Origin of the sequence: Streptosporangium sp. 'caverna' (assembly GCF_003203775.1) — a bacterium.
GTDB classification, from domain to species: domain Bacteria; phylum Actinomycetota; class Actinomycetes; order Streptosporangiales; family Streptosporangiaceae; genus Streptosporangium; species Streptosporangium subroseum.
In genome coordinates this window covers 7,032,003-7,058,639 of sequence record NZ_CP029711.1, presented here as the reverse complement: position 1 = coordinate 7,058,639, position 26,637 = coordinate 7,032,003, and the positions used below count along the sequence as shown (strand labels likewise).

The 26,637-nt window shown below is 69.3% G+C and carries 25 protein-coding genes; 14 read left to right on the top strand and 11 right to left on the bottom strand.

Annotated features, from left to right (window positions below; all coding sequences use genetic code 11):
• Positions 1 to 203: 203 nt before the first annotated feature.
• Positions 204 to 701, bottom strand: coding sequence for a MarR family winged helix-turn-helix transcriptional regulator (locus DKM19_RS30875; RefSeq protein WP_110700458.1), 498 nt, complete (start codon positions 699 to 701; stop codon positions 204 to 206).
• 103 nt (positions 702 to 804) lie between these two features.
• Here DKM19_RS30875 and DKM19_RS30870 point away from each other — a divergent pair, with 103 nt between their 5' ends.
• The 4 genes from DKM19_RS30870 (at position 805) to DKM19_RS30855 (ending at position 2,926) form a co-directional block, all read left to right on the top strand.
• On the top strand, positions 805 to 1,722 hold the full coding sequence (locus DKM19_RS30870; RefSeq protein ID WP_110700456.1) for an EamA family transporter: 918 nt from the start codon (positions 805 to 807) through the stop codon (positions 1,720 to 1,722).
• A 20-nt stretch (positions 1,723 to 1,742) separates the two neighbouring features.
• Positions 1,743 to 1,931 carry a hypothetical protein gene (locus tag DKM19_RS51045; protein ID WP_204358323.1) on the top strand — a complete coding sequence of 63 codons (189 nt, stop codon included), beginning with the start codon at positions 1,743 to 1,745 and terminating at the stop codon, positions 1,929 to 1,931.
• A gap of 321 nt (positions 1,932 to 2,252) precedes the next feature.
• On the top strand, positions 2,253 to 2,504 hold the full coding sequence (locus DKM19_RS30860; RefSeq protein ID WP_110700454.1) for a type II toxin-antitoxin system Phd/YefM family antitoxin: 252 nt from the start codon (positions 2,253 to 2,255) through the stop codon (positions 2,502 to 2,504).
• Positions 2,504 to 2,926 (top strand): type II toxin-antitoxin system VapC family toxin, encoded by a 423-nt coding sequence (locus DKM19_RS30855; protein WP_204358322.1) that lies wholly within the window; start codon positions 2,504 to 2,506, stop codon positions 2,924 to 2,926. The genes DKM19_RS30860 and DKM19_RS30855 overlap by 1 nt, the downstream gene beginning before the upstream one ends.
• A 27-nt stretch (positions 2,927 to 2,953) precedes the next feature.
• Here the strand turns inward: DKM19_RS30855 and DKM19_RS30850 are convergent, their stop codons facing one another.
• Complete coding sequence (locus tag DKM19_RS30850) at positions 2,954 to 3,649, bottom strand: GNAT family N-acetyltransferase (protein WP_110700452.1); 696 nt, start codon at positions 3,647 to 3,649, stop codon at positions 2,954 to 2,956.
• Between the two features lie 287 nt (positions 3,650 to 3,936).
• Here DKM19_RS30850 and DKM19_RS30845 point away from each other — a divergent pair, with 287 nt between their 5' ends.
• A complete protein-coding gene (locus DKM19_RS30845; protein ID WP_110700450.1) occupies positions 3,937 to 4,497 on the top strand; it encodes an SMI1/KNR4 family protein in 561 nt (186 codons plus the stop codon).
• 181 nt (positions 4,498 to 4,678) lie between these two features.
• Here the strand turns inward: DKM19_RS30845 and DKM19_RS30840 are convergent, their stop codons facing one another.
• Positions 4,679 to 6,199 carry a hypothetical protein gene (locus tag DKM19_RS30840; protein ID WP_110706121.1) on the bottom strand — a complete coding sequence of 507 codons (1,521 nt, stop codon included), beginning with the start codon at positions 6,197 to 6,199 and terminating at the stop codon, positions 4,679 to 4,681.
• Between the two features lie 639 nt (positions 6,200 to 6,838).
• On the opposite strand from DKM19_RS30840, the gene DKM19_RS30835 reads away from it, so the two are divergent.
• From DKM19_RS30835 to DKM19_RS30825, 3 genes are read left to right on the top strand one after another with little or no spacing between them, the layout of a single operon-like run.
• Complete coding sequence (locus tag DKM19_RS30835) at positions 6,839 to 8,155, top strand: CdaR family transcriptional regulator (RefSeq protein WP_162641899.1); 1,317 nt, start codon at positions 6,839 to 6,841, stop codon at positions 8,153 to 8,155.
• A gap of 42 nt (positions 8,156 to 8,197) precedes the next feature.
• Positions 8,198 to 10,363 carry a hypothetical protein gene (locus tag DKM19_RS30830; RefSeq protein WP_110700446.1) on the top strand — a complete coding sequence of 722 codons (2,166 nt, stop codon included), beginning with the start codon at positions 8,198 to 8,200 and terminating at the stop codon, positions 10,361 to 10,363.
• Between the two features lie 41 nt (positions 10,364 to 10,404).
• Positions 10,405 to 12,786: a DUF6351 family protein gene (locus tag DKM19_RS30825; RefSeq protein ID WP_110700444.1), complete on the top strand. Its 2,382-nt coding sequence runs from the start codon at positions 10,405 to 10,407 to the stop codon at positions 12,784 to 12,786.
• Positions 12,787 to 12,976: 190 nt separating this feature from the next.
• Here DKM19_RS30825 and DKM19_RS30820 read toward each other — a convergent pair whose 3' ends face one another.
• The gene (locus DKM19_RS30820) at positions 12,977 to 13,420 is read right to left on the bottom strand and encodes a pyridoxamine 5'-phosphate oxidase family protein (protein ID WP_110700442.1); all 444 of its coding nucleotides are present in this window, start codon (positions 13,418 to 13,420) and stop codon (positions 12,977 to 12,979) included.
• Positions 13,421 to 13,623: 203 nt separating this feature from the next.
• On the opposite strand from DKM19_RS30820, the gene DKM19_RS30815 reads away from it, so the two are divergent.
• The 3 genes from DKM19_RS30815 to DKM19_RS30805 are packed head-to-tail and all read left to right on the top strand — an operon-like array spanning position 13,624 to position 15,217.
• Positions 13,624 to 14,223 (top strand): sulfite oxidase-like oxidoreductase, encoded by a 600-nt coding sequence (locus DKM19_RS30815; RefSeq protein WP_110706120.1) that lies wholly within the window; start codon positions 13,624 to 13,626, stop codon positions 14,221 to 14,223.
• A complete protein-coding gene (locus tag DKM19_RS30810; RefSeq protein ID WP_110700440.1) occupies positions 14,193 to 14,951 on the top strand; it encodes a ferredoxin reductase in 759 nt (252 codons plus the stop codon). Before DKM19_RS30815 ends, DKM19_RS30810 begins: the two co-directional genes overlap by 31 nt.
• Complete coding sequence (locus tag DKM19_RS30805; protein ID WP_089207032.1) at positions 14,948 to 15,217, top strand: DUF6510 family protein; 270 nt, start codon at positions 14,948 to 14,950, stop codon at positions 15,215 to 15,217. The genes DKM19_RS30810 and DKM19_RS30805 overlap by 4 nt, the downstream gene beginning before the upstream one ends.
• 168 nt (positions 15,218 to 15,385) lie before the next feature.
• On the opposite strand, the gene DKM19_RS30800 is transcribed toward DKM19_RS30805, so the two are convergent.
• Positions 15,386 to 16,360 (bottom strand): aldo/keto reductase, encoded by a 975-nt coding sequence (locus tag DKM19_RS30800; RefSeq protein WP_110700438.1) that lies wholly within the window; start codon positions 16,358 to 16,360, stop codon positions 15,386 to 15,388.
• Positions 16,361 to 16,417: 57 nt separating this feature from the next.
• On the opposite strand from DKM19_RS30800, the gene DKM19_RS30795 reads away from it, so the two are divergent.
• Positions 16,418 to 17,356, top strand: coding sequence for an MBL fold metallo-hydrolase (locus DKM19_RS30795; RefSeq protein ID WP_110700436.1), 939 nt, complete (start codon positions 16,418 to 16,420; stop codon positions 17,354 to 17,356).
• A 182-nt stretch (positions 17,357 to 17,538) separates the two neighbouring features.
• Here the strand turns inward: DKM19_RS30795 and DKM19_RS30790 are convergent, their stop codons facing one another.
• Complete coding sequence (locus DKM19_RS30790) at positions 17,539 to 19,431, bottom strand: S9 family peptidase (RefSeq protein ID WP_110700434.1); 1,893 nt, start codon at positions 19,429 to 19,431, stop codon at positions 17,539 to 17,541.
• 109 nt (positions 19,432 to 19,540) lie between these two features.
• Positions 19,541 to 20,656, bottom strand: coding sequence for a zinc-dependent alcohol dehydrogenase family protein (locus DKM19_RS30785; RefSeq protein WP_110700432.1), 1,116 nt, complete (start codon positions 20,654 to 20,656; stop codon positions 19,541 to 19,543).
• Positions 20,657 to 20,916: 260 nt separating this feature from the next.
• Here DKM19_RS30785 and DKM19_RS30780 point away from each other — a divergent pair, with 260 nt between their 5' ends.
• Together DKM19_RS30780 and DKM19_RS30775 are read left to right on the top strand one after the other, a co-directional pair.
• On the top strand, positions 20,917 to 22,353 hold the full coding sequence (locus DKM19_RS30780) for a glutamate--cysteine ligase (RefSeq protein ID WP_110700430.1): 1,437 nt from the start codon (positions 20,917 to 20,919) through the stop codon (positions 22,351 to 22,353).
• Between the two features lie 89 nt (positions 22,354 to 22,442).
• Entirely contained in the window at positions 22,443 to 23,486 is a 1,044-nt protein-coding gene (locus DKM19_RS30775) for a hypothetical protein (RefSeq protein ID WP_110700428.1), read from the top strand.
• Between the two features lie 122 nt (positions 23,487 to 23,608).
• On the opposite strand, the gene pcp is transcribed toward DKM19_RS30775, so the two are convergent.
• The 4 genes from pcp to DKM19_RS30755 all read right to left on the bottom strand — a co-directional run bounded on the left by pcp (position 23,609) and on the right by DKM19_RS30755 (position 26,516).
• Positions 23,609 to 24,238, bottom strand: a complete 630-nt coding sequence (gene pcp, locus DKM19_RS30770) for a pyroglutamyl-peptidase I (RefSeq protein ID WP_110700426.1) — start codon at positions 24,236 to 24,238, stop codon at positions 23,609 to 23,611.
• Entirely contained in the window at positions 24,235 to 24,612 is a 378-nt protein-coding gene (locus tag DKM19_RS30765) for a thiol-disulfide oxidoreductase DCC family protein (protein ID WP_110700424.1), read from the bottom strand. Before DKM19_RS30765 ends, pcp begins: the two co-directional genes overlap by 4 nt.
• A gap of 92 nt (positions 24,613 to 24,704) precedes the next feature.
• Positions 24,705 to 25,598, bottom strand: a complete 894-nt coding sequence (locus DKM19_RS30760) for a hypothetical protein (RefSeq protein WP_239513670.1) — start codon at positions 25,596 to 25,598, stop codon at positions 24,705 to 24,707.
• Between the two features lie 42 nt (positions 25,599 to 25,640).
• On the bottom strand, positions 25,641 to 26,516 hold the full coding sequence (locus tag DKM19_RS30755; RefSeq protein WP_239513669.1) for a hypothetical protein: 876 nt from the start codon (positions 26,514 to 26,516) through the stop codon (positions 25,641 to 25,643).
• Between the last annotated feature and the right edge of the window lie 121 nt (positions 26,517 to 26,637).

Sequence of the window (26,637 nt, the reverse complement as noted above, 5' to 3'; positions counted from 1 at the left end):
TGGAATGGTGACAGATCGGCGCGGCTCCTGTCCAGCGCGGATGCACACGATGCCGGACAGGCGAGCTTCCCATGCTCGCCCCGGGAACCGTACGGAACTTCGCCGTCCAGGACCCATCGCCGGGAGCGGTGGTGATCTTTTCCTGCGGCCGGGAGCCGGCGCGAACCGATGGGCCGTACCGGGTCTGCCGGAGGATCCGGGAGTCAGTCCGTGGTGTCGCCGAGCGACTCCAGGAGAGTCCGGAGCCCGTCGGAGAGGGTGTCGCGCTGGGTTTTCGTGAGCGCGGCGAGCAACCGGTTCTCGGTGTCGACGTGGTCGGGCAGGGCCTGGTCGATGAGCGCGCGGCCGTCGTCGGTGAGGGCGACGTGCACGCCGCGGCCGTCCGTCTCGCTGGGGGTGCGGGTCACCAGGCCGCGCGCCTCCAGGCGGTCGAGGCGCTGGGTGACGGCCCCCGAGGTGACCATGGACGCCCGCATCAGCTCGGCGGGGGTCAGGTGGTGCGGCGGTCCGCTGCGGCGCAGGGTGGCGAGCACGTCGAACGACGCGGGGTCGAGCCCGTGCGCGCTGAACGTGCGGCGCAGCTCCGCGTCGATCAGCCGCGAGAGCCTCGACAGGCGCCCGATCACCGCCATCGGTGAAACGTCCAGGTCAGGGCGCTGCGCACCCCACTGCTCCAGCACGCGATCGACGTGATCTGCCACCGCTCCAGCCTAGTGGATGCCTTAGCGGTGAGATACATCACTTCATTTTTGCTTAGCGATGAGATAAATTAGCTTAGTGCTAAGTAATCGAGTCGGAATCATCATGGTGACCGCGCTGGCCCCCGCCATCTGGGGGACCACCTACCTCGTCACGACCGAGCTGCTTCCGCCGGACCGCCCGCTCCTGGCCGCGGTGGTGCGTGCCCTTCCCGCCGGCCTGGTGCTTGTCGTCCTCACCCGGCGCCTGCCCCGGGGGGTGTGGTGGTGGCGCACGGCGGTGCTCGGCGCCCTCAACATCGGGGCGTTCTTCGCGCTGCTGTTCGTCGCCGCCTACCGGTTGCCCGGCGGGGTCGCCGCGACCATCGGCGCCGTGCAACCCCTCCTGGTCGCCGGTCTCTCCGCCGGGCTGCTCGGTGAGCGACTGTCCCCGCGCACCACGATCGCCGCCGCCGCGGGTGTGGCCGGCGTCAGCCTGCTCGTCCTCCGGGCGGACGCGCGGCTGGACGGCCTCGGTGTCGCCGCCGCGGTCGGCGGCGCGGTCGTCATGGCCGTCGGGGTCGTCCTCAGCAAACGGTGGCCCTCACCCGCGCCCCTGCTCGCGACCACCGGCTGGCAGCTCACCGCCGGCGGCCTGCTGCTGCTCCCGGTGGCACTTCTCGTCGAAGGACCACCGCCCGCGACGCTGAGCGTCACGAACCTGGCCGGCTACGGCTACCTCGCGATCATCGGCTCCGCGCTGGCCTACGCCCTCTGGTTCCGGGGGATCCGCGACCTGTCCGCCACCGGCGTCACCTTCCTCGGCCTGCTCAGCCCCCTGGTCGCCACCTCGCTGGGCTGGCTCGTCCTCGGCCAGGAACTCACGATCGCCCAGGCGCTGGGCGGTCTTGTCGTCCTCGCCGCCCTCGTCGCGACACAGACCGGGAACGCCCGCGGCGCGCGACCACGCCCCCACCTCGCCGATCGCGTGGCCACCCCGGTGGTGATCTCGGAGCGCGGCCGAGCGGCTCATTCGACCAACTGATCCGGAAGGAACGGAGAACCATGCGCATCACCGTGTTCGGAGCGGGCGGAAACGGAGGAAGCCGGGTGGCGGCCGAGGCGCTGTCCCGCGGCCACGTGGTCGACGCCGAGGGCAACTCGGCGATCTCCATGGAGGACCTCGCGGTCGCGCTGCTGGACGAGGCCGAACGGCCCAAGCACCACCGGACCAGTTTCACCGTCGCGTACTGACTCCCGGCCGAAGACGCGGCCCGATCGCTTTTCCGGTGGGTCATCCTCTGGTGTGGCGGTGTTCGGCGCCGGGCGGGAAACAGCCGGGATGGCCTGTCTGGTGGAGACGAATGACCGGGGGGTTGTCTCGCCGGGGGACGCAGTTGGCGAACTCGCTGTTGAGGCGGTGCAGCCGGGTCGGGATCGAGAGCCCGATGAGCTCTGCGGCCTCGTCGGAGTCCCGGAGGCCGGGCCACCAGCATCGACCGAGCGGTGCCTGTCGCTGTATGTGATCTTGCATTGTCCTATCCTGAGTCTAGACAGACTAGACAGGGGGTCTTCATGGGCGGGTGGCAGGTTCAGGAGGCGAAGCAGCGCTTCAGCGAGGTCGTACGGCGGGCGGTGAGTGAGGGTCCCCAGGTGGTCACCCGGCACGGAGAGGAGGTGGCCGTGGTCATCGACATCGCCGAGTACCGCCGCCTCAAGGGCGAGACTCCCGACTTCGGACGGTTCCTTCTCGCCGCCCCCGACTGGGACGACGACATTGAACTCCCTCGGAACCGGGACCTTCCCCGAGAGGTGGATTTCGACTGATGGGCATCGGCTACCTGCTCGACACGAACGTGGTCTCCGAAGTACGCAAGCGAAATGGGAGCTCGCACGTCAAGGACTGGATAGGCGGGGCTCATGGGCCCACGCTCTACCTCAGCAGTCTGACGGTCGGTGAGATCCGCTGCGGGGTCGAGCGCCGCCGACACAGCGACCCCGCACAGGCGACGATTCTGGAACGCTGGCTCCACGGGCTTCACCGGCAGTTCAGCGACCGCATCGTTCCCGTCACCTCCGAGGTCACGGAGGAATGGGGGCGTCTGAACGCCGTCCGCCCGCTGCCCACGGCAGATGGTTTGATCGCCGCGACGGCCAGGGTGAACGGGTGGACCCTGGTCAGCAGAAACGTCAAGGACTTCGAGGGGACGGGCGTGTCCGTGGTCAACCCCTTCGAGCTGCTGCACTGACGAAAGAACGCGTGGTCCGACGAGTGATCACGCTCGGGTGCAACGGTGGAAGACGGCTGCTGTGACGGGCGCATGCAGCGTCCAGCCCAGGGAGTGGTAGAGCCCGCGTCCGTCCCGGGTCGCGACGAGGACGCCGGTTCGCGCTCCCTGGATCGCGGCGTGGTGGCCAAGGGCACTCATGACGCGGCTGCCCAACCCTCGACGGCGATGTGATGGGTGAGTCTCCACCTGGTCGACGATCGCGAACGACCCGGTCCGTGCGATCCGCCCCCTGGCGGCTATCTGCTCATCGGCGCCAAGGACCTCTGCATCGGTGACGGCGCCCTGTGTCGTGACCCGCAGTGCGTAACCGGTCGGCATGGAGAACTCGGCGGAGCGCAGGGGAACCGTCATCATGTACTCGGGGTCCTTTACGAGCCAGCCGGTCGGCAGTACGGCGGCGACGGTCTCCACTTTCGCGCAGACCTTGAGCCAGGTTCCCGATGCCGGTTCCCGTGTCAGACGGCGGAGGGCTGCCGGATCGAATCGGGGCAGCACGTAGCGGATGCGGTGGCCTGACAGTCCCACATCGATTCTGTAGCCGCCCGGCACCGCCACTGGTGATTCGGTCGCGCGGGAGAGCGTCCATCCCTGTGCCCAGGCCGCGGTCACTTCCGGGAGGGCTCCGACGTCCTCAGAGGCGTTGGCCGGGGTACCAAGCACCGTCAGTCCCTTCGTGAACATCACGGATCTACCGGACGCCTTATTGCGACTTCCTCGCAATAAGGGATCCTACTCCCGTTAGGAGCCTCCAGCCGACCCGCCATCGTCGTAACCAGTTTGGAAGATCTCGGTACGCGACCCTGTGACCAGCTGCGTTCCAGGTCAGAGGCGCTCTCGCCTTGCCCGTGAGTCTCCGTGATTCCCCCTTGGCCACCCTCCTGGCGACGCCTGGAGGTTATCGGGAGGGGCAGCCCTGGCTTTGTGCCGCACGTGCGGCAGCCACTCGAAACGGGGATATCTTCTTCACAATGAGTGCCCGGTACGCATGGTCTGAACGCTTCCCTGCACGGCATCCGGTGACCGAGGGTTCTGGTCACCCGGCGGTCGGTCCACTGGGCGATCTGTATCCTCCGGCTACCGAAGCAGAGGTCCGCCGACTTGAAGAGCGGCTGGGTGTGGAGCTGCCGCCGAGTTACCGGCGGTTTCTCCTGTTCGCCAACGGGTGGGGCAGCGACGACGACTGCCGCCTGCTGCGCATCGAGGAAGTCGGCCGGCTCCGTGATGTCGATCCCTCGAGGGCCGGGAGCTGGTCAGAACCCAAGCCCGAGAACTCATGGAGCGTGCCCGACGAGCTCTACTTCGTCTACGGACTGGAGCAGGACTCCATCCATTACAGAGGGGAGTATGTGCCCGACACCCTTCTGATCGGGCATTGGGGTGACGGAGTGGCTCTCCTCAATCCCCACGTCAGCACCGCTGAAGGTGAGTGGGAAGCCTGGTACCTCGAAGCAGGGCTGCCCGGGGCTAACCGTTACAGGTCCTTCTGGGACCTCGCAATGGACGAGCTGAGAATGCGATACCCGAGTTGATGTCCCTTCGTCGTTGAGCTTCGCCGTCTCGGGGCGTGAGGCGAGGAATCGGCGGATCTCGGCGTCGGTGGCGGGCACTCCGGTGAAACGGGGGGGCGAACACGCGACGGCTTCCATGGCGGGATGCGCCACGGAAGCCTTGTCGCGTCTCAGGCCGTTACCGGCTCATCGGACCGTTCGTTCAGGAGACGGTGTCGGCGACGGCGTGGATGAGGTTGCGTGTCTGCGCGACGATGGCCAGCCGCCACGCGTCGAAGGTTGCGTCACTGGGCTTGAAATCGGTCTCGAAGTGCTGCATGTCCGGCGTGTGGATGTGCCCTGCCGGGATGTCGAGGCCCATGCGGTCGCGGAGGAGCGTGTTCCGGTAGGCGCTCTCGTTCGACAGGTAGTTGCCGCCGCCGCCGCTGTAGGAACACGATCCGGGGTCGGGCGGGATCGGAGCGGTCGCCGGCGGATACTCGACCGGCGGCGGGTTGTTCCGCGTCACCCGGGTGGTGGAGGCGCAGTCCGGGAACTGCGTGTAGTTGGTGTGCCAGACCACGCCGAAGGCGACCGAGGGGTCCGGCCACGTGTCACCCGGCGGCCGGGGGACGGAGGCTCCCGTATTGGCTCTGATCATCTCGGCGATGGGCAGGGTCGCGGCGGTCCACTGGGGCGGCTCGGTCAAACTGAAGTTCCTGGGCCCGCCCCAGCGTTCCACCACGGAGGCGTTGCACTCGTTGTTGTTCACCGCGATCTGCGGCACGCCGTTGACCGCGGCGCACGGCCGGAAGTTGTCGTTGCCGAGAGAGACGCCGTGATAGCGCGCGTTCCACTGCTCCAGGTTGAACACCGCACCACCGGCCTGGCTCACGGTGATGGACGCGTCCACCCGCTTCGGCCCGGGGCGCATGAAAGGCCCGACGGTGTCCTCCAGATACCCGCGCTGGAATTCGGGATAGTTGACGGGAAGCGTGTAGGCCTCGATATGCGCGATCTTGCCGCTCTTCGTCCGGTAGGTGGTGCCGTCCAGGGCGAGCGCGGTCGCCCCCGAAGGATTGCCGTGCCGGATGTTGTTGCCCACCGATTCCGGTGCGGGGCCGGTCGTTCCGCCGTCGAGCGTGTAGGGGTCGAAGCCGCTCGCGATGACTCGCTTCACCCCCTTTTTGCCGGGGAAGTCGATGTCGAACATGCCGCGGGAGGCGCGGTCGAACGTGGTGATCAGCTCGGTGCGGTCGGCAGCGGACGACCGGAACTTCGGCGCCCACTGCCTCAGGGCGGCGGTCGACTCCAATCGGGTCCAGTAGAGCGGCCGGTCGTCGCTGGAGGGGAGGTCGCCCCTGACGGGTTTCTGCTGCTGGGCCCGCCGTACGGCATCTCGCCAGAGGTCCTCACCCTTCCGCAGGACGAGTGCCGCGGCGGCCTTGAGGCTCTTCGTACGGCAGAGGTCGCGGATCAGCGCCGGGCCGAAATCCTGGAAACCGCCGCCCTCGATCATCTGCCGCGCGAACGTCCGCGACTGCGGCACAGCGGGGTTGTCGTCGTCGGGGAGGGTGAAGCCCAGCCGGTTCTCCTCCACGGACAGGGGCGTGCCGGAATCGAGGCAGCCGGGACCGCGGGCGATCGTGGACGAAGCCGGGCCGGCCGTGGCGAGCACGGTCGCGGCCACGATCGCCAGGGCCGACGCGCCGACGCCGGCGGACTTGGGTCGTGAGTACTTCATGGTGCGCACTTCCTCCTCATAGGCCTTGCTCCAGAAGGGGATGCAACCGAGGCGAACTCCACTGTGGGACCGTCGGGCTCTCTGGGGGCTCCGGGTAGGCATGGCCGGTCCGGCGTGGCGCGCCGCCGATGCGAACCCGCTGTGTTCGCGGATGGTCCTCCGGTCCCGTGCCGCCTCGTGGGAGCGCGGGTGGTCAGAGACTCGGATCGGTCAGGAGTAGGGGGTCTGCTCCGGTCGTTCGCGACGGCGGAGGTCGGCGTGTCGGCGGAGGCCGGCGTGCCGGCGACCTTGCCCGCGATACGGGGCCAGGGTTCGAATCGTGGACGACTTAGGAAGCTATGAGTGATCAGGCCGAAGATGATCAGACTTTACGAAATCGTTCAACAATCCGTCAAGAGGACAATATGTCAGACGGGAAGTCGAGGGTGCGGGCCGATGCGGCGGCTCGGCGTGAGTAGCTCACGGCTGCGCACGCCGACCGGGTGGCCGCGCTGCGAGAGCGCATTGACTCGGAGCGGCCCGGCCACCCGCGCCGAGGCGGCGCTCGACAGCGAGCACGCCGAACGCGTGCGGTGCGCGACGCCCGAGGATGAGCCTCCGGCGCCGGTGATCGTCATGCCGGCTCGGCGGGGGAATACGATGACCCCCCCGATCACCGAGGAGGCCGACGAGAATGGCCACCGGACCGACATGCGCCGTTTGAACGCTCTCGCCATGCGTGTCGCCTCGCGCCTCGACCTGCTCGCCGGCCGGATGGTCGACGCCTTCGTGGTGGAGATTCCCCTCTACGCCCACCTGCCCCGGGAGCAGTTGGAGGGTGAGATCCTCCAGATCTGCCGGCACAACCTGCGGCTCTTCTTCGGGGTCCTCAGCGAGAACGAGCTACCGGGGGAGCAGGAGCTTCTCGCCGTTCGCCGCAGCGCGGCGCGACGGGCGGAGGAGCACGTGCCGCTGGAGATGGTGCTCGCGGCCTACCGCGTGGGATCGAAGCTCGGCTGGGAGGCGCTCTGCGCCGAGGCGCGCCCCGAGGAGCGCGAGGACCTGCTCGAAGCCGCGCAACTGATGATCACTTACACCCAGGTCGTCACCAGCGCCGTCGCCGCCGCCTATCTGGAGGAGCGCCAGGCGATCCACGACGAGGATCGGGAGGCGCGTCGCCGGCTGGCCGAGGCGCTCCTCGCGGGAATGCCCGCACACCAGCTGGCCGAGCGCGCCGGTCATCCGCTCGCCGCCGGCTACCACGTGCTGGCGGTGCGGGCCGAGTCGTCGGTGGACGAGCGCGATGAGGAGGTGGAGAGCGCCGTGGCGGCCCGCCGCAAGTTGCGGCGGATGGAGCAGAGCCTGTTCGACGACGCCGGTCATGAGGTGCTCAGCGTGCTCGCGCCCGGTGGCGGCATGGTGCTTCTCCCGATCACGGGACGGGACGACCGTGAGAGCCGGGTCGAGGCCACGGTGGCGCGGCTGGCGAAGGCCGCCGACGCGTCGGTGCTCGCGGCGGTCGCCTCCGGCGCCGACCTCGCCGAGCTGCCGTCCGCGGCGGCCGAGGCCGAACACGTGCTCCAGCTCGCCGGTCGGCTGAACGCCGCACCGGGGACGTACACACTCGACGACGTCCTGCTGGAGTACGTGCTGGCGAGCGCGGGGCAGGTGGGCCGGCGCCTCGCGGACGTCCTCTTGCCGCTGGAGTCCGGACCCGAGCTGGTGCAGACCCTCGCCGCCTGGTTCGACTCCGACTTCCACCGGAGGCGGACGGCGGCCGCGCTGCACATCCACCCCAACACCCTTGATTACCGGCTGACCCGGATATGCGAACTGACCGGTTTCTCCGCGGGGACGGGACGGGGGGTCCTGGTGCTGGGGGCGGCACTGACGCTGCGCGCACTTGGGAGAAGTCACAACGAAAGCCCACAACTCTCGGATGAACACCGATGGTCGCCGGAGAAGAGGCCGGGTTAGCATCCCAAGATTGCCGATTCCGGCTTATCCGAGGAACACATCATGAATCGCTCGTTGGCTCTCTTCGGCGCGCTGGTCGTCACGGCCGCGCTGGCGGTCGGCGCACCTGTGGCCGCGGCCACAGGCACACCGCCGCCGACCCCTACCCCCCGTGCCAATGCCGAACTCGGTCCCGGTGGCAGTGGCCCGCAATCGGGCTGCGACCCGATCGACCCCGCCGCCTGCCTGCTGCCCTTCCCCAATGACTATTTCACCGTCCCCGATCGGTCCACCGCCACCGGCAGGCGGGTCGCCTTCTCGCCCGGGATGATGCCTCAGAACGTCGCCGGAACCCCGATCGACCCCACCGAATGGAACCGCAACGACGGCTTCAGCCCCGGCACGCCGATCCTCACCAGGGTGCCCGGGGTCGATCTGAAAAAGACCGGGGCCGCGCCGATCACCGATATCGGCAGGTCACTCGACGAAGACGCGCCGATCGTGCTGCTCAACGCCAGAACCGGTAAGCGCACGCCGTACTGGGCGGAACTCGACGCCAACGCGACCGACCCCGCCCGCCAGGCTCTGATCATCCGTCCGGCCGCGAACCTCGCGGAGGGCACGCGCTACATCGTCGCGCTTCGCTCGATGCGGGACCGGACGGGTCGCCTCATCCCGGCCGGCCCCGCGTTCGCGGCGTACGCCGACTCCCGGAACGGCCACGGAAAGGTCGACGAGCGGCGCCTCGGGCAGATGAGGGACATCTTCGCCAAGCTTGAGAGGGCCGGGGTCGAACGGCGCGATCTCTACCTCGCCTGGGATTTCACCGTCGCCAGCGAGCGCGGTCTCTCGGAGCGGATGCTGCACATCCGCGACGACGCCTTCCGGCAGCTCGGCGACACCGACCTCTCCGACAAGTCGGTCAAGGGCCGCTCTCCGCGATTCACCGTCGACTCGGTGCAGGACTTCGGGCAGTGCGGTACCGACGGGTGCGGGCAGGGTGAGAACGACCAGGTCGCCCGCCGCGTCGCGGGGACCATCTTCGTGCCGTGCTACCTGGACGAGACCAACTGCCCGACCGGAGCGACGTTCAACTACTCGAAGGGCTCCTCGCTGCCGACCCAGATCCCCGGCAACGAGCGGGCCGCGAACTTCATCTGCAACATTCCCCGCTCGGCCGTCTCCGGTGAGCGGATCCGCAAGGCGCACCCGTCACTGTACGGTCACGGCCTGCTCGGCAGCGCGGACGAGGTCGACTCCGGCAAGCTGTACACGATCGGCGACGACAACGGCATCATGTTCTGCGCGACCGACTGGATCGGGCTGGCAAGGGACGACCGGGCGACCGCTCCCGAAACCTACCGCGACATCTCGAAGTTCCCCACGGCAGCCGACCGCGGGCAGCAGGGAATGCTCGACTTCCTCTACCTGGGCCGGGCGATGATCCACCCGGACGGCTTCGCGGCCGACCCCGCCTTCAGGTTCGAGAAGAAGGGCCGGAGCGAGTCGGTCATCGACACCCGCGAACTGCTCTACATGGGAGGAAGCCAGGGCGGCATCATGGGCGGCGCCCTCACCGCGGTCGCACCCGACTTCACCAAGGCCGTGCTCGGCGTCCCCGGCATGAACTACAGCCTGCAGCTCAACCGCAGCGTCGACTTCGCGCCGTTCCAGACGATCTTCGACCAGAACTATCCCGACAAGCTCGACCAGCAGGTCATCTTCGGCCTGCTGCAGATGCTGTGGGACCGTTCGGAGGCCAGTGGCTACGCGCACCACATGACGACCGACACCTACCGGGACACGCCCGAGCACAAGGTGCTCATGCTCGTGTCCTACGGTGACCACCAGGTCTCCACCTGGGCCTCGGCGGTCGAGGCACGCACCATCGGCGCCCACATCCGCACCCCCGTCCTCGATCCCGGGCGGTCGCAGGAGAAGACGCCGTTCTGGGGGATCCCGGAGATCAAGCGGTCGCCGTACCGCGGGCCGGCGACCATCACGGTCTGGGACATCGGGCCGCTGCGCACCGTCGACGGCCAGGTCAAGGGGACACCGCCGCCACCCGTCGAGAACGTGCCCAACGACGAGGGCGTGGACCCGCACGGGCCGGACGCCACGGAGACCGCGGCGGGGCAGGAGCAACTGGCGACCTTCCTCCTCGACGGCGTGGTCGTCGACACCTGCGGAAACCGCCCCTGCTACCTCGACGGCTGGACCGGGCCGTGACCCGCCGGACGTCCGCACCTCCGAGAGCTCAGGAGTAGATCATGAATTCCCCCTCCGGCAGACGGCGCCGGTACCTCGCCGTCGTCGCGTCACTGACCATCGCCACCATGCTCATCGCGGCCGGCCCCGCGGTGGCGTCCGCGCAGGACCGTCCGTCCGACGACCGGCGGTCGGGCGAGCAGAACGGCCGAGGCGAGCACGACCTGCAGATCACGGTGCTGTCCAGCCTGCCCGACCAGGTGTCGGGCGGTGACGCGCGGGTGAGGGTGCAGGTGCCGGAGAGCGTGTCGCCACGCCACGTGAAGATCCGCCTCAACGGAGCCGAGGTCACCCGCGACTTCTCCCCGGACGACCAGCGGCAGACGCTCGTCGGTCTCGTCGACGGGATGCGGATCGGCCGCAACGTTCTCACGGCGGAGACCGAGGGCGGTCGCGGGCTCGATGCCCGGCTCACGCTGACCAACCACGACATCACCGGGCCGATCTTCTCCGGCCCCCACCAGCAGCCGTTCGTCTGCAAGACCGAGGAGTCGGGACTGGGCCAGCCGCTGGCCGACAACCAGGAACACGTCGGTCTGCCGGTCTTCGCGCTCGACGCGAACGGGCAGAAGACCGATCGGATCACCGGGTGGAGCCGCGACTGCAGCGTCAAGCCGCGGGTCGACTACGTCTACCGGACCACGGACGGCGCGTGGAAGCCGCTGCCGGCCGACGGCGGCCGGCCCGGTGACCTCGCCACCACCACGACGCTCGACGGAACCGTCCGCGACTTCGTCGTCCGCTGGGAGCGCGGCACGATCAACCGGTTCATCTACAGCATCGCGATGCTGAGCCCGCTCCGCGTGGATGAGGGACACCCCGCCGACTCGGCCTGGAACAAACGCCTGATCTACAGTTTCAGCTCGGGCGGGGTCGGAATCGGGTACAACCAGGGTGATCTCGGCACCAAGCTCGACGACATGTACTACGCCGAGGAGGGGCTGGCCGCCGGATACGCCGTGACCTACTCCACGGGCAACGACACCGGAAACCACTACAACCTTCAGCTCGGCGGCGAGACCGCTCTCATGGTGAAGGAGCGGTTCGTGGAGCAGCACGGGGCGCCCCTGTACACCGTCGGCATCGGCGCCTCCGGCGGCGGCATCCAGCAGTACGTGTACGGGCAGAACCACCCCGGCCTCATCGACGCCGCCATCCCCGTGTACGCCTATCCGGACATGGTCACCCAGGGCATCCACGTCGCCGACTGCGAGCTGCTCGAGCACTACATGGACGTCACCGCCGCGGACAACCCCAAGTGGCAGGACTGGAACAACCGCAAGCTGATCGAGGGGATGAACTCGAGCGGCACGGTGCGTAATCCGTACACGGGAAAGCCCGGCTCCAGCGAGTGCGTCAACGGCTGGCGGGGGCTCAGCCCGCTGACCCTCAACCCGCACTACGGGTCGGCCGGCTCGAACCAGGGTCTGATGGAGCCCAAGGGCGTCATGGACACGGTGAAGTGGACCCATTTCGATGACCTGCGCAACATCTACGGGGTGAGGGCGAACGGCTTCGCACGGCAGACCTTCGACAACGTCGGCGTGCAGTACGGGCTTGGGGCGCTCCGGGACGGCACGCTGACTCCCGAGGAATTCCTGCAGCTCAACGCCACCGTCGGCGGCTGGAAGAAGCCGGAGGACATGGTGCAGGAAGGGGCGCCGTTCGTGCCCGGCGGCACGTACGACCCGTGGAGTTCGCGCAACATGACGCTGAGCCCGGACGGCGGGACGACACCGGCCCCTCGCACCGAGGGTGATGTCGGCGCCATGGAGGCGGCTCACCGCGCGGGTCTCGTCTTCCGCGGCCAGATCGACATCCCGATCATCGACTGGCGGCACTACCTCGAAGACCAGCTGAACATGCACAACAGCCGGCAGTCCTTCGTCAGCCGGGAACGCATCGTCGACGCGCGGGGAAACGCGGACAACCAGGCCATCTGGTTCACGGACGCGCGGCCTGACGGCGCCAAGTCCAGCCCGCTCACCGAGGCGTTCAAGGTCATGGACCAGTGGATGGAGAACATCCGGAAGAACCCGAAACGCACCGCCGGCCAGAACAAGCCCGCCGGCGCCGGCGACCGATGCTTCGACACCGACGGCCGGCTCATCGCCTCCGGCCGGCACGTCTGGGACGGAATCCTCGACGACAGGCAGGAGGGGGCCTGCGCCAAGCTGTTCCCCATCCACTCCACGTCGCGCATCGTCGCGGGTGGGCCGTTCGACGAGACCATGTACAAGTGCCGCCTCCAGCCGGTCGAAAAGGCCGTGGCCAGGGGCGACTACGGGTCATGGCGGCCCGGCTCGGCACAGAGGGACACGCTGAAAAAGATCTTCCCGACCGGAGTCTGCGACTACACCAAGCCGCCGGTGGGCCGCCCCTGAGCCACACCGCTGATCATGGCGCTCTGAACCCTCACCGCCTCTGGTCCGACGGAGGGGCGCCGGCCCGTCAGGCCGGCGCCCCTGACCGCTTTCCGGAGCCGAACGGACGGCATCGAGGGTGAACGGCAGGCACAGAAGGTGGAACAGCGCTTCGGCGAGGTCGTACGGCGTGCGAATGAAACGGGATCTCTCAGGCGTTGGAGGACAGGCGTTGCGGCGTGAGCAGGACGGCGGTGCGCCGTTCCTCGGCCATGACGCGGTCGTAGGCGTCCCAGTCGTCGTGGGTGCCGCCCGCCGCGCTGAAGACGTCGCGGAGCAGCAGACGGAGGCCCTCCGCGTCGAGGCCGTCCATCGGGTCGTCGGGACCGATCAGCTCGACGGGACCCTCCGCCGAGGCCCACTGCCAGCCGGTGCGCAGGACGGCGGCGGCGTACGGCCTGCGCCGCAGGTCGGAGAGTTTGCGCGTGTCGCCCCGGACCACGAAGCCGACCACCGGCTGCCCGGTGAGGGGGTGGTCGAGCACGCCCGCGTTGACCAGCGAGGAACGGATGGTTCCGTCGGGGCGCAGGGTGGAGACGACGCAGAGGCCGTGGTCACCGGCGACCAGCTGAGCGAAATCCGCAAGAACGGTCACATTCGTGAGCCTAGCCCAGCGTTCGGGGCGAGGCGGGGAGGTGCTCGGACCGGAGTGTCAAGGTGCCCCCGGCCTGCTGGATGGCATTTGATCTAGGTTAATGTGATGGTGTTCACTCTTTTCTCATGACTCGCCCTCTCAAGAGCGTTTAGAGGGATTTTCGGCGATCGTCATGACATGCCAGATAGTGGGAGGTGGGCGTCATCGGCATCGTCTCACCGGGGTTCTTCGGGCGCAGGCGCGACAGGGCACCTGATCTGCCACCGGGACAGTATCTGACCAAGGATTTCCCCGTGCTCTCGGCCGGGCCCACGCCCCAGGTCTCCACGGACGTCTGGAACTTCAGCGTCACCACCGAGACCGGAGAGGTGAGGCGCTGGAACTGGGCGGAGCTCAACGCCCTCTCCGTGGAGCGGACCACGGTCGACCTGCACTGCGTCACCAAGTGGTCCAAACTCGCCACCACCTGGGAGGGCGTCTCGCTGGACACTCTCCTCGACGGCGTGGAGACGTCCGCGGAGTACGCCGTGGCGAACTCCTACGGCGGCTACACCACCAACCTCCCGCTGGAGGACCTCCTCGACGGGAAGGCGTGGATCGCCGTCCGCTACGACGGCGAGCCTCTCACTCCCGAGCACGGAGGCCCCGCCCGGCTGCTCGTGCCACACCTGTATCTCTGGAAGAGCGCCAAGTGGGTGCGCGGCATCCGGCTTCTCAATGACGACGAACCGGGTTTCTGGGAGAGCGTCGGCTATCACAACTACGGAGACCCATGGCGCGAGCAAAGATACTGGGGCGACTGACCTGGCGGGTCGCCACGGTGGCCGCCGTACGTGACGAGACCTCCAGCGCCCGCACGATCGTCCTGGACGTACCCGACTGGCCCGGGCACCTCGCCGGCCAGCATGTCGACGTACGGCTCACCGCCCCTGACGGCTACTCCACCCAGCGGTCGTACTCCATCGCCTCGGCGCCGGAGGGGAACCGCCTGGAGCTGACCGTCGACGTGCTGCCCGACGGGGAGGTCTCGCCCTATCTCGCGCGGGTGCTCTCCGTGGGAGACCCGCTGGAGATCCGCGGCCCGATCGGCGGCTGGTTCGTGTGGGACCCCGAGAAGCCGGAACCGGTGCAGCTGATCGGGGGCGGCTCCGGCGTCGTCCCGCTCATGGCGATGATCCGCGCCCGTGAGGCCGGCGGCGCTCAGGCGCCGTTCCGGCTGCTGTACTCCGCGCGCGGACCCGAGACGATCTTCTACCGCGACGAGCTGCGGCGCTCAAGCGAGAACGGCTCCGGCCTGAGCGTCACCTACGCCTACACGCGCGAGGTGCCCCCGGGCTGGGAGCGGCCGCCGGGGCGCGTCGACGCGAGCCTGCTCGCCCAGATCGCCTGGGCGCCGGAGCAGGAGCCGATCAGCTTCGTGTGCGGGCCCACCGGCTTCGTGGAGACCGTCGCCGACCTGCTCGTCTCGGCGGGACACGATCCCGCGCGCATCCGTACCGAACGTTTCGGCCCCAGTGGAGGAGGATCATGACCGAGGACCACATCGACGGAAACGCCGCCGGGGGAGCCCTGAGCGACGTGTTCGCCGTCGACCTCACCGCGGCCACGGGCCAGTGTTCCAGCTGCGCCCAGAGCCTCGCGCTGGCCGAGGCACTCCTCTACACCCAGGCTCCGGGGCTGATCGCCCGCTGCCCCGGGTGCGAGGAGGTCGTGTTCAGGCTCGTGCGGGGACCCGGCCGCGCGTGGCTGGACATGCGCGGCATGACGTGCGTGCAGTTCGAGCTGGCCGACTCCTGAGGCCACCCGGGCGGAGAAACCCGGGTGGCGCACCGGGGAGGACGGGCGCCTGAAGGCGCCGGGGCGCCCAGACGGCCAAACGTGTCCGGGCCGGACCGGCAGCCGAACGCGCCCCGGCGGATGGACGGCCGGACGCGCCCGGAGGACGAGCCGGGAGGGCGGGCGCCGTTACTGCTTGACGGCCCGGGGGCGGTACGGCTCGGCGAGGAAGGCGAGCTCCTTCTCGGTCAGGGCCAGGTCCACCGCGGCGATCGCGTCGTCCACGTGCTTATCCTTGGTCGCGCCCACGATCGGGGCGGACAGTCCCGGCTGGTGGAGCAGCCAGGACAGCGCCACCTGAGCGGGAGGAACCTCCCTCTCGCCGGCCACCTGGGCGACCCGGTCGAGGATCTGACGGTCGTTGTCCGCCTCGGTGTAGAGGGCGTCGATGCGCGGATCGCTGCCCGCGCGCGTGGTGCTCTCCTCGGAACCCGCGCGGGCGAGCAGGCCACGGGCCAGCGGGCTCCACGGGATCAGGCCCACGCCCTGGTCGGCGCAGAGCGGGATCATCTCCCGCTCCTCCTCGCGGTAGAGCAGGTTGTAGTGGTTCTGCATGGACACGAACTTCGTCCAGCCGTTGACCTCGGCGACGTGCTGGGCCTTGGCGAACTGCCAGGCGTACATGGTGGAGGCGCCGATGTAGCGGGCCTTGCCCGCGCGGACCACGTCGTGCAGGGCCTCCATGGTCTCCTCGATCGGAGTGTCGGGGTCCCAGCGGTGGATCTGGTAGAGGTCCACGTGATCGGTGCCGAGGCGGCGCAGGGAGTCGTCGATCGCCGCGTGGATGTGCTTGCGGGACAGGCCGCGGTTGTTCACGCCCCTGTGCACCGGGAAGAACACCTTGGTGGCCAGCACGTAGTCGTCCCGGCTGGGGAAGATTTTACTGAGCAGCCGGCCGGTGACCTCCTCGCTGCTGCCGGCGGAATAGGTGTCCGCGGTGTCGAAGAACGTGACTCCGGCGTCGGCGGCTCGCCGGACGATCGGCTCCGAGGCGGCCTCGTCGAGGATCCACTCGCTACCCCTGGCGGGGTCGCCGTAGCTCATCATGCCAAGGCAGATTCTCGACACCTTCATGCCCGTGGTGCCCAGTCGCACGTATTCCATCGTGAAACCTCCCGATCATTGTGATCTGGGCCATGCCCAAACAGGATAATTCTAGATATGAGCTCATCCAGGGAGGATCACCCGCTCCCCCCGGGCCGCGTCGAGGAGGTCGCGGACCGCGTCTACGCGTACATTCAGCCCGATGGGAGCTGGTGGATCAACAACACCGGTTTCCTCGTCGGCAGCCGTGGAGTGATCAGCGTTGACTCCTGCTCCACCGAGCGGCGCACCCTCGCCTACCGCGAGGCCATCGGATCGGTCACCGACCGGCCGGTCACGACACTGATCAACACCCATCACCACGGCGACCACACCTTCGGCAACTCCGCCTTCCCCGAGGCGACGATCGTCGGGCACGAGCGGACCAGGGAGTTGATCCTCGCCGAGGGGATCCCGGACTACCTCAATCTGGCCTGGACCGAGGTCGACTGGGGAAACCTGGAGGCCTGCCCGCCGTTCCTCACCTACACCGACGGGGTGACCGTCCACTCCGACGAGCTGCGCTGCGAGGTACGGCATGTGGGCGACCCGGCGCACACGACCAACGACTCCACGGTGTGGATCCCCGAACGATCCCTGCTGTTCGCCGGTGACCTGGTGTTCAACGGCGGCACGCCGTTCGTGATGATGGGCTCGGTGACGGGTTCGATCGCGGTGCTCGACAGGCTCAGGGAGCTGAACGCGGAGACGATCGTGCCGGGGCACGGCGAGGTGTGCGGGCCGGAGGTCATCGACCACGTGCAGGGATACCTGCGGTTCGTGCTCGCCACCGCCGAGCGCGGCAGGGAGGCGGGTCTGTCGCCGCTGGAGACGGCGCGCGAGACCGACCTCGGTGAGTACGGCGGGCTGCTCGACCCCGAACGCATCGTCGGCAACCTGCACCGGGCCTACGCCGAGCTGGACGGCCTGCCTGCGGGGGAGCCGATCGACGTGATCACCGCGATGCTCGAGATGATCGACTTCAACGGAGGCAGACCGCTGACCTGCTCGGCCTGATCAGGAGCTCGTCCCGGGCCGACCGGGCACCTGATCAGATCAAGCACCTGATTCGACGGCCCGTCCCGGCCGATCGGGAGCTCGTCCGGGGTGGTCGAGGCTTGCCCTGAGCCGATCACGGTCCGGTCCGGGCGACCGCTCGGGCGAATCCCCGAGCGGTCCGGGCACCCGGCCCGAACGGATCAGGAAAGGTGGCGTGACCACCATTCGAGGACGGCCTCGAAACGCTGGAGCCGGTGCTTGGGACGGCCGCTCCGGCTGAGCTCGTGCCCCTCACCGGGGAACAGCAGAAACTCGACGGGAACGCCGTTGTGGCGCAGGGCGACGAACATGCGCTGGGCCTGCTCGACGGGGCAGCGCCAGTCCTCCTCGGAGTGGACCACGGCGAACGGCAGGTTGATCCGGTCGGCGTGGTAGAGCGGGCTCATCGCACGCTGGGCCTCGATGTCGGTGCCGCAGTAGGCCTCGGTGAAGAACCAGCCGATGTCGGAGGAGCCGGTGAAGGAGTCCCAGGCGTTGACCGCCCGCTCGCTCCAGGCGGCCTTGAAGCGGCTCCCGTGGTGGGAGGCCAGCCAGCTCGTCATGAATCCGCCGTAGGAGCCGCCCATCACGCCCACTCGCTCGGCGTCGCACTCGGGCCGGGTCAGCGCGGCGTCCAGCAGGGCGAGGATGTCGTCGGCGTCCACGGTGCCGAACCGGCCGATGACGGCCTGACCGTGGGCCTGGCCGTACCCGGCCGAGCCCCGCGGGTTGGGCAGGACCACGGCGTATCCGGCGGTGGCGTAGACCTGGGTCTCGTCCATGAACGCCCACCCGTGCTGGGCGAACGGGCCGCCGTGGATGTTCAGCAGGACCGGGTGCGGGCCCTCGCCCTCGGGCAGGGCCAGCCAGCCGTGGACGGGGTAGCCGTCGGCGGACACGGCGGTGATCTCCTCGAAGCGGACCCCGGACGGCGATCCGGAGAACTCGGTGAGCGGCCCGTCCGGGGTGACCACCTCGCCGGGGCTCTGCGGAGTGGAGACCACGGCGACGATCCGCCCGTCGTGGGAGGTGAACGCCTTGACGCCCGCCCGCTCGCCCAGCACGAGGGTGAGCTTCTCCAGCGGCGCGTCGAGGGCGTCCGCGGGAACCAGGCGCAGTTCGACCGCGCCGCGCACCCGCACCGCGACCAGGACGCCGTTCTCGACCGGCACGACGGGCATCGGCTCGATGCCCACCGACTCCTCCTCGGTCAGCCGCACCCCGGTCGCCGGTTCGCCGCCGATCCGCAGGGGAGCGCGGTAGAGGCCGGTGTTGCGGGCCACGGCGTGGATGCCGGAGAAGGCCTCACCGAGGTAGAGCACGTCCCCGTCGGGGAGCACGACGGGATGGTCGGCCGCTCCGGCGCTGCGCACCACGAGGATCGGTGCGCCGCCGGCGGCCGGGACGGCGTACAGGTCGGTGTTCAGGCCCTCTTCGTCGAGGTCGCGATCGGCAGAGACCAGCACGTGCTCGCCGTCGGGGGTCCAGGCGGGGGAGGCGACCTCGTAGGGACCCTCGGTCAGGCGCACCGGCTGGGGGATGTCGGCGAGGGCGTTGACCACGAACAGGGCCGGCCGCCGGTCGAGGATGAAACCGACGCCGTCGTGCCGGTAGCGGAAACCGGTGATCCGGCGCGGCGCCTCGGCCGCGGGGCTCGCGCCCTCCTCGGTGCTGTACCGGCCGTCCTCGGGAACGCGGGCGACAAAGGCGATCCTGCGGGAGTCGGGCGCCCAGACCGGGACACCGGCGCCGAGGGGCAGGTCGGTGAGCGGGCGCGCCTCGCCTCCACCGGTGGGCATCACATGGAGCTGCGGCTTGCCTCCGGCGGGCGCACGCAGGAAGGCCACCCAGGCGCCGTCAGGGGAGATGCGGGGTGCGGTGTCCCGGTCGCCAAAGGTGAAACGGACGGGGGCCCCTTCCTGGGGCACCCGCCACAGGCTCCCGCGATAGGCGTCGGCTTCCAGGTCGGGCTGGGCGACGTCAACGAGGAGCAGGTCGTCGTGGAGCGTGACACTGCCGGGGATGTGCATCAAGGCGAGATCTTCTGGGCGCATGTCCGGTGACGTTATCACCGCATTCGTCACATTTTGTAGGTGTGAAACCGGTGTTTTTGCGCTTTTTGCGGACGTGAGACTCGCGTTTCTGCGATCCGGACGAGGGCTCCTATCGCGTCGGCAGGATCATCGTGACGCCCGGTACGGAGCCGATCGCGGCGAGCGCGGGGCCCGCCTCGTCGAGGCCGATGGAACGGGTGAGCAGGAGGTCGGGCCGGAGCTCGCCGTCGACGACGGCCTTCAGCATCGCGGGGTAGGCGTGCGCGGCCATGCCGTGGCTGCCGAGGAGTTCGAGCTCGTAGCCGATCACCCGGTTCATCGGGAGCGCGGTGAGGCCGGGCAGCAGGCCGATCTGGACGTGGCGTCCCCGGCGGCGCAGGCTCTCGATCGAGGACACGCATGTCCCGGGGGCGCCGAGCGCGTCGATCGAGACGTGGGCGCCGCCGGAGGTCAGGTCCCGGATGCGCGTGGCGACATCGGCTCCGTCTCCACCCGTCCCGGGGGCCCCGGGCGGGACGGAGCCGGAGACGGTCTCGGGCGCGGGGAAGCCGGGAGCGGCCTCGGGCGGGGCGGCGGCGGTGACGCAGGCGACCGCGCCGAACCGCCTGGCCAGTTCCAGGGCCTGGGGGGAGACGTCCACGGCGATCACCCGGGCTCCGGCGGCGGCGGCGATCATCACGGCGGACAGGCCGACCCCGCCGCAACCGTGCACCGCCACCCACTCGTCCGGCTGTATCCGGCCCACGGCGTTCACGGCGCGGAACGCGGTGGCGAAGCGGCAGCCCAGGCTCGCGGCCGTGGTGAAGGTCATCTCCTCCGGCAGCGCCACCAGGTTCGTGTCCGCGTTGTCGATCGCCACGTATTCGGCGAAGGAGCCCCAGTGGGTGAAACCCGGCTGGGTCTGGCGCTCGCAGACCTGCTGGTTCCCCGACTCGCACGCCGCGCACGACCCGCAGGCGCAGACGAAGGGGACCGTGACCCGGTCACCGGCCCGCCACGAGCCGACACCCGTGCCCACGGACTCGACGACCCCGGCCAGCTCGTGCCCCGGCACGTGCGGCAGGGTCCGGATGTCCGCGTCGTGCCCCTGCCAGCCGTGCCAGTCGCTCCGGCACAGCCCGGTCGCCTCCACCCGGATCACCGCGCCGCCGGGCGACGGTTCGGGGGCGGGCACCTCCCGGACCTCCAGATCGGCTCCGAACTCGTCGAAGATCACCGCTCGCATCGGCCGCACACTCCTTCAAATCACTCGACTTTACCGACTCGGCGGTCTTCGCGGCATCCCCGGGCACTCCCGCACCGCAGGCACGCCTGGCATCTTCAGCATCCCCGGCGTCTCCGGCATCCCCGGTCGCCGCCGTACGCCCGCCGGGGGCGGGATCGGCAACGGATCCCCGTGTACGTCGTTACTTACCTTGTCGGCCGATTAGAACCCGCTGGTTGGGACAGAGGGAGGGGAGAACGGGACCTACTGAGGATGGTGCGATGGGCCAGCAAGTCAACAAGGAGCGCTTCTCCGAGGCGGAGTTCACCCGCTTCGGAGAACGGCTGGGCGAGCAGCTCGTCGAGCTCCGTGAGCTACTCGCCAGGCCTGGTTTCGGCGTCGGGCCCGCGACCATCGGGGCGGAGCTGGAGCTGTTCCTCATCACCCCCGACGGCCGGCCGCTGCCGCGTAACCACGAGGTGCGCGCCGCCGCCGCCGACGACCGGCTCACCCTGGAGCTCGGCAGGTTCAACCTTGAGATCAACCTGACCCCGATGCCGCTCGCCGGGCGGCCCTTCAGCGCCCTGGTGCGGGAGATACGGGAGACCGTCGACCTGGTCGACAAGGCCGCGGCGACGCAGGGAGGGCAGGCCGTGGCGATCGGCATTCTGCCGTCCCTGGACGAGTCCGACTTCACCCATGAGACGCTCAGCGGCGAGAGCCGCTATCGGGCGATGAGCCGGGGCATGCGGCGGCTGCGCAGCGAGCCCTTCCGGGTGCGCATCGAAGGCGCCGAGCTGCTGGAGCTGGAGGTCGAGGGGATCGTCCTGGACAGCGCCAACACCTCCTGGCAGGTCCATCTGCGTACGGCTCCCGCCGACTTCGCCCGCGTTTACAACGCCGCTCAGCTGGCCATCGGCCCGGTTCTCGCGGTCAGCGGCAACTCGCCAGGCTTCCTGGGCAGGCAGCTGTGGGAGGAGACGAGAATCGCGCTGTTCGAGGAGGCGGCCGACGACCGGGACGTGGAGCGTCTCGACCGCAGAGATCGGCGGGTGGGCTTCGGGTCCGGCTGGGTGAAGGGCGCCGAGGAGCTGTTCGAGGCGTGTGTCCGTGACTACGAGCCGGTGCTGCCGATGATCTCGGACGCGGAGCCGACGGTGGACGGGGGCGTTCCGGGGCTGGCGGAGCTCCGGCTTCACCATGGCACGGTGTGGACGTGGAACCGGCCGGTCTACGACCCGGCGGGCGGCGGCCATCTGCGGGTGGAGATGCGTCCCCTGCCGGCGGGTCCGAGCGCCGTGGACATGGCGGCCAACAGCGCCTTCGTGCTCGGGCTCACCGTCGCCATGGCGGACCAGCCGGTCGAGGAGTTCGCCTTCGCCGGTGCCTACCGCAACTTCTATCGCGCCGCGACCCACGGTCTGGACGCGCGGATGAGCTGGCCCGGAGTGCAGGGGGAGATCCCGGCCGCGCAGCTCGTCCTGGACCTGCTTCCGGTCGCGGCGGCCGGGCTCCAGAAGGTGGGCGTGGAGGCGGAGGAGGCCGAGTGGACGCTGGACATCATCCGGGAGCGCGTCACGCGTCGCCGTACCGGCGCGATCTGGCAGCGGGAGGCACTGGCCCGCTTCGGTGGCGATCGGGCGGCGCGGGAGCGCATGGTGATCCGGTACCGGGAGCTGGCGATGATCGGGGATCCGGTACACACCTGGCCCCTGTGATCACAAAAAGGATTTAAATCCAGGCATACTCATGAACTCCGCATTTCGATCCGCCAGGCTGGGCGGTGAGCGAAAAAGGAGATCCCCCCATGAGCGCGATGACCGCCGTATCGGTGGAGCCGTTCGGACTGAAGTGGAACGGCGACGGCTTCGAGGCCGGGATCCTGGCACTGGGGAAGGATCTCAAACGCGTGCCGCTGGACGAGGTCCTGGACAAGGCGAACCGCGTCTCGAAGAGGAAGGGCGCGGCCGGGACCGGGGCGTTCGGCTCGATGAAGCCCAAGCCGGTGGACTGGTACTGCTTCGACGCCGACGACAACGCCACCCGCGAGTGGTACCCCCAGGGGCTCACCTGCGCCTCCGACGCCGGGGCCGGCGGGAACGTGTTCGTGGTGAGCTGGTACCACGATCCCTCGTCGGGGGCCGAGCGGGGCATACGCCTGTCGTTCCTGGACGCGGCGTCGCTCCGCTACCGGCACGTCCTGCTGGTGACGGCCCGCGCGGATGGGAACATCGCGCCGATCAACATCCACGCGGGCGGCGTCGCCTGGTACGGCGGGCTGCTCTACGTCGCCGACACCGCTCGCGGGCTGCGGGTGTTCGACATCCGGCACGTCTACGAGATCGACGGCGACGACAAGAACACGATCGGCAAGAAGGGCGGGGTCCACAACGCCTTCGGCTACCGCTACGTGATGCCGCAGACCGGCGCCTGGGTCTCGACCGGCACCGCCACGTTCTCCTTCGCCGCGATCGACCGCACCACCGAGCCCGACAGCCTGATCTCCGGAGAGTACGTGGACACCCCCGGCAAGTTCGGCCGGGTGGCCCGCTGGTCGCTGGCCTCCGACGGCTCCCTGCGGGCGGACGCCGGCGGCACCGCCTCCGCCCTCGACGCCTACCGCCTCCCCGAGACGAAGATCCAGGGTGCGCTCTCCTACAACGGCACCTGGTATCTCAGCCAGGGCGGGGGGTCGACCAAGAACGGCACCCTGGTGGTGGTCGGAGACACGATCAAGAAGCGGCCCTACCCCGTGGGTCCCGAGGACCTCACCTGCGTCCGCGACAAGAAGACGCTGTGGAGCGTGACCGAGTTCGCGGGCCGCCGGGTGGTGTACGGCGTGCCGCTGTAGATCTCCTCGGCGCGATGCGGCCGTCCACCGCAGGGAGAGCACCGGCGTGCGGGTGATCGGCGGAAGTTCGTCCGCGCACGGTGTGACCGCGGGGCCTGCTCCGGCGCGGGAGGGCGCGGGCCTCAGTGCAGGGAGCCGCCGACCAGGCGCAGATCGTCCCCCGGCGCGACGGAGACGGCGGCGGACACGATCGCCGCCAGCGCCTCGGCGATCATCGTGATCGGCATGGACGGCTTGGCCTCGCCGAGAACCTGCTCGGGAGCGAACGGCACGTGCACGAAGCCTCCGCGCAGCGCGGGCCGCTCGGTGGCGATCAGGTGCATGAGGCCGTAGAAGACGTGGTTGCAGACGAACGTCCCGGCGCTGTGCGACACGCTCGCCGGGACCCCGGCCGACCGGGCCGCCGCCACGCAGGCCTTCACCGGCAGCGTGGAGAAGTAGGCGGCCGGGCCGTCGCGCACCACCGGCTCGTCGATCGGCCGGCGCCCGGCGTTGTCCGGGATGCGGGCGTCGTCGAGGTTGATCGCCACCCGCTCCACCGTGACGTCGTGCCGTCCCCCGGCCTGCCCGACGCAGACGACCACCGACGGTTCGTGTTCCCGTACGGCCTCGCGCAGGTGCTCCAGCGCCTCGCCGAACACGCACGGCAGCTGTACGGCGCGCACTCCCGGCACGAGCCTGACCGCCTCCCATGAGGGGTTGACGGTGGCGCCGTCGAACGGCTCGAAGCCGGTCAGCAGGACGCTCCTCATCGCCGGCCTGAGGACGGGGAGCAGGCAGGAGTGCCGCCGGGGAGGCGACGGCGGTTGTTCGCGACGAGCCGGTAGAGCCCCTGGGCCGCCCACCGGAACGGCGGGACCCTCAGGACGAACCCCAGCGGGCTCCACGGCAGGCCGGCGGTGATCAGCAGCTTGGCCACCGCCTGCGCCCCGCCGTACACCCGGTCGCGGTCGATCCAGAGCACCTCGTGCTCTGCCCGCTCTCGCGTGGTGCCGAGCGCGGCCAGGTCCGCGAACTGCCAGGCCGTGACGCGGGCACGGACCCCGATCCGGCGCTGGGCGAACCGGACGCTCGTCGTGCAGAAGCCGCAGTCACCATCGAAGATCAGCACCGGTTGTCCCGTCATGGAAGAGACCTTACATACGGTGATTTGATCATATTTGAGAGGCTGGGGTGACCACCGGTCACCCCGGGGCATTTCCGTGAGCAAGGATCCCCTCAGGGGGCGGGAGGCCCGTCCAGATGGCGGAAGGCCTCGTGCGCGGAACGGACGCTGTCACGGAGCGCCTGTTCGAGATGGCCGGCGTCCTCGCTCAGGCGGCTTATCTCCGGTACGGCGAACGTGTCGGCGCCGCTCTCCGCGAGGAGTTCCTCGTATCGGGGGAGCCGGGCCCGCAACTGCTCGATCTGGTCGTGGGCGTGCAGTGCCCGGTCGGCCTCGGCGACATGGCTCGCGTAACGTTCCAGAGCCTCCACGCGGGCGGTCACGGCGGCCTCGCTGGCGGCCAGGGCGCGCTCCAGCGGGGCCATGGCCGCGACCACCTCGGGGGTGCTTCCGCCGTACGTGAAGTCGTGGTGCTCGGTCCGCAGCGCCGACAGCTTGGTCAGCAGGCGGGCGATCTCCCATTCCTGGGCGGGGAGCATCACCGAGTTCCGTACGTCGTCGAGCATGCCCAGGGCGTTGACCCGGGAGCGCAGGATGAAGTCGATCGCCTGCTGGACCCGGTCGAGGAGCAGGTCGGCGTCGTGGTCGAAGTCCTCGGGCAGGAGGTAACGCCCCTCGTACAGGTGACCCTGCTCGTAGAGGTCGTGCTCGGTCATCTCGATCTCCAGCGGATCCCGGGCGGCGAGGACGCCGACGCAGGCCACGAAGATGAGCAGGGTGGGCACGAATAAGAAGATCTGACTGACGTTCCCCGCGAACACCAGGAACACCAGGAAGAGCGCCGAGATCGCCCCGCAGAACTGCAGGACGCGGCTTGACCGGCGCGGAGCGCTCGGCTGGGGCTCCGGGCTCCATCCGGCGCGGATCTGGGACAGCCTCGGTCCGTTATGGCGGAACAGATTGGCAGCTTCGGCGGGTATCTCCGGATCGACCACCACACGCCGCACAGACCAGCCCCCTTCGTCCTGATCAAGAAGCATACATTTCGGTCACCCGTCTAGATAGCGAAATGCCTCATGTGCCGAGAGGACGCTGTCGCGAAGCGCGCGACGCAGCAGGTCGGCGTCCTCGCTCAGATGGCCGATCTCCGGTTCGAAGAACCTGGCGGCGCCCGTCTCGGCGACGAGCTGTTCGTACTCCGGCAGGTGAGCGCGGAGGGCGTCGATCTGGTTCTGGGAGAGAAGGGCGCGTTCGGCGTCCGCCACGTGCCTGGCATAACGCTCCAGAGCCTCCACCCGTGCGACCACGGCGGCCTCGCTGGCGGCCAGGGCGCGCTCCAGCGGGGCCATGGCGGCGGCGACCTCCGGAGTCCTTCCGCCGCGGGCGAGGTTACCGTGCCTGGCCCGCAGCGCCGAGAGCTTGGTCAGCAGCCGGGCGATCTCCCACTCCTCCGCGGGGAGCATCACCGAGTTCCGCACGCTGTCGAGCATGCCCAGGGTGTTGATCCGGGAGCGCAGGATGAAGTCGATCGCCTGCTGGACCCGGCCGAGCAGGTTCCTGGCGCCGTAGTCGAAGTCCTCCAGGATCAGGTAGCGACCCTGCCACTGCATCGAGTGCCAGTACAGGACACGCTCCACGGAGTCGGCGGGGGAGGGCTTCCTGACGAGGTACACGATGGCCAGGATGGCGATGTAGAGGCAGATCAGAGGCGCGAGAAACCGCATCGGCATGCCGGTGACGACGGTGAAGCCCAGCGCCAGCAGCGACGAGGCGCCCAGGGCTCCCAGCAGCGCTCCCGGCACCCTCGCGCCGTCGTGCGGCTTGGGGATCCGCCCGGTGCGGAAGCGGTAGAGCAGTGGGCCGTTCTTGCGAAAAAGGCTGGCGACGTCCGCGGGCACCTCTGGATCGATCACCACACGTTGCACAGGCTCGCCCCTTCGCCACGGTTCAAGAGCATAGTGATTAATCTGGTTTCAGGTTATGCGTCCTCCCATGGTGCCTCTTTGCGTTGCGACATTCCGGGTTTAACGGCTGGAGCGACCTGCC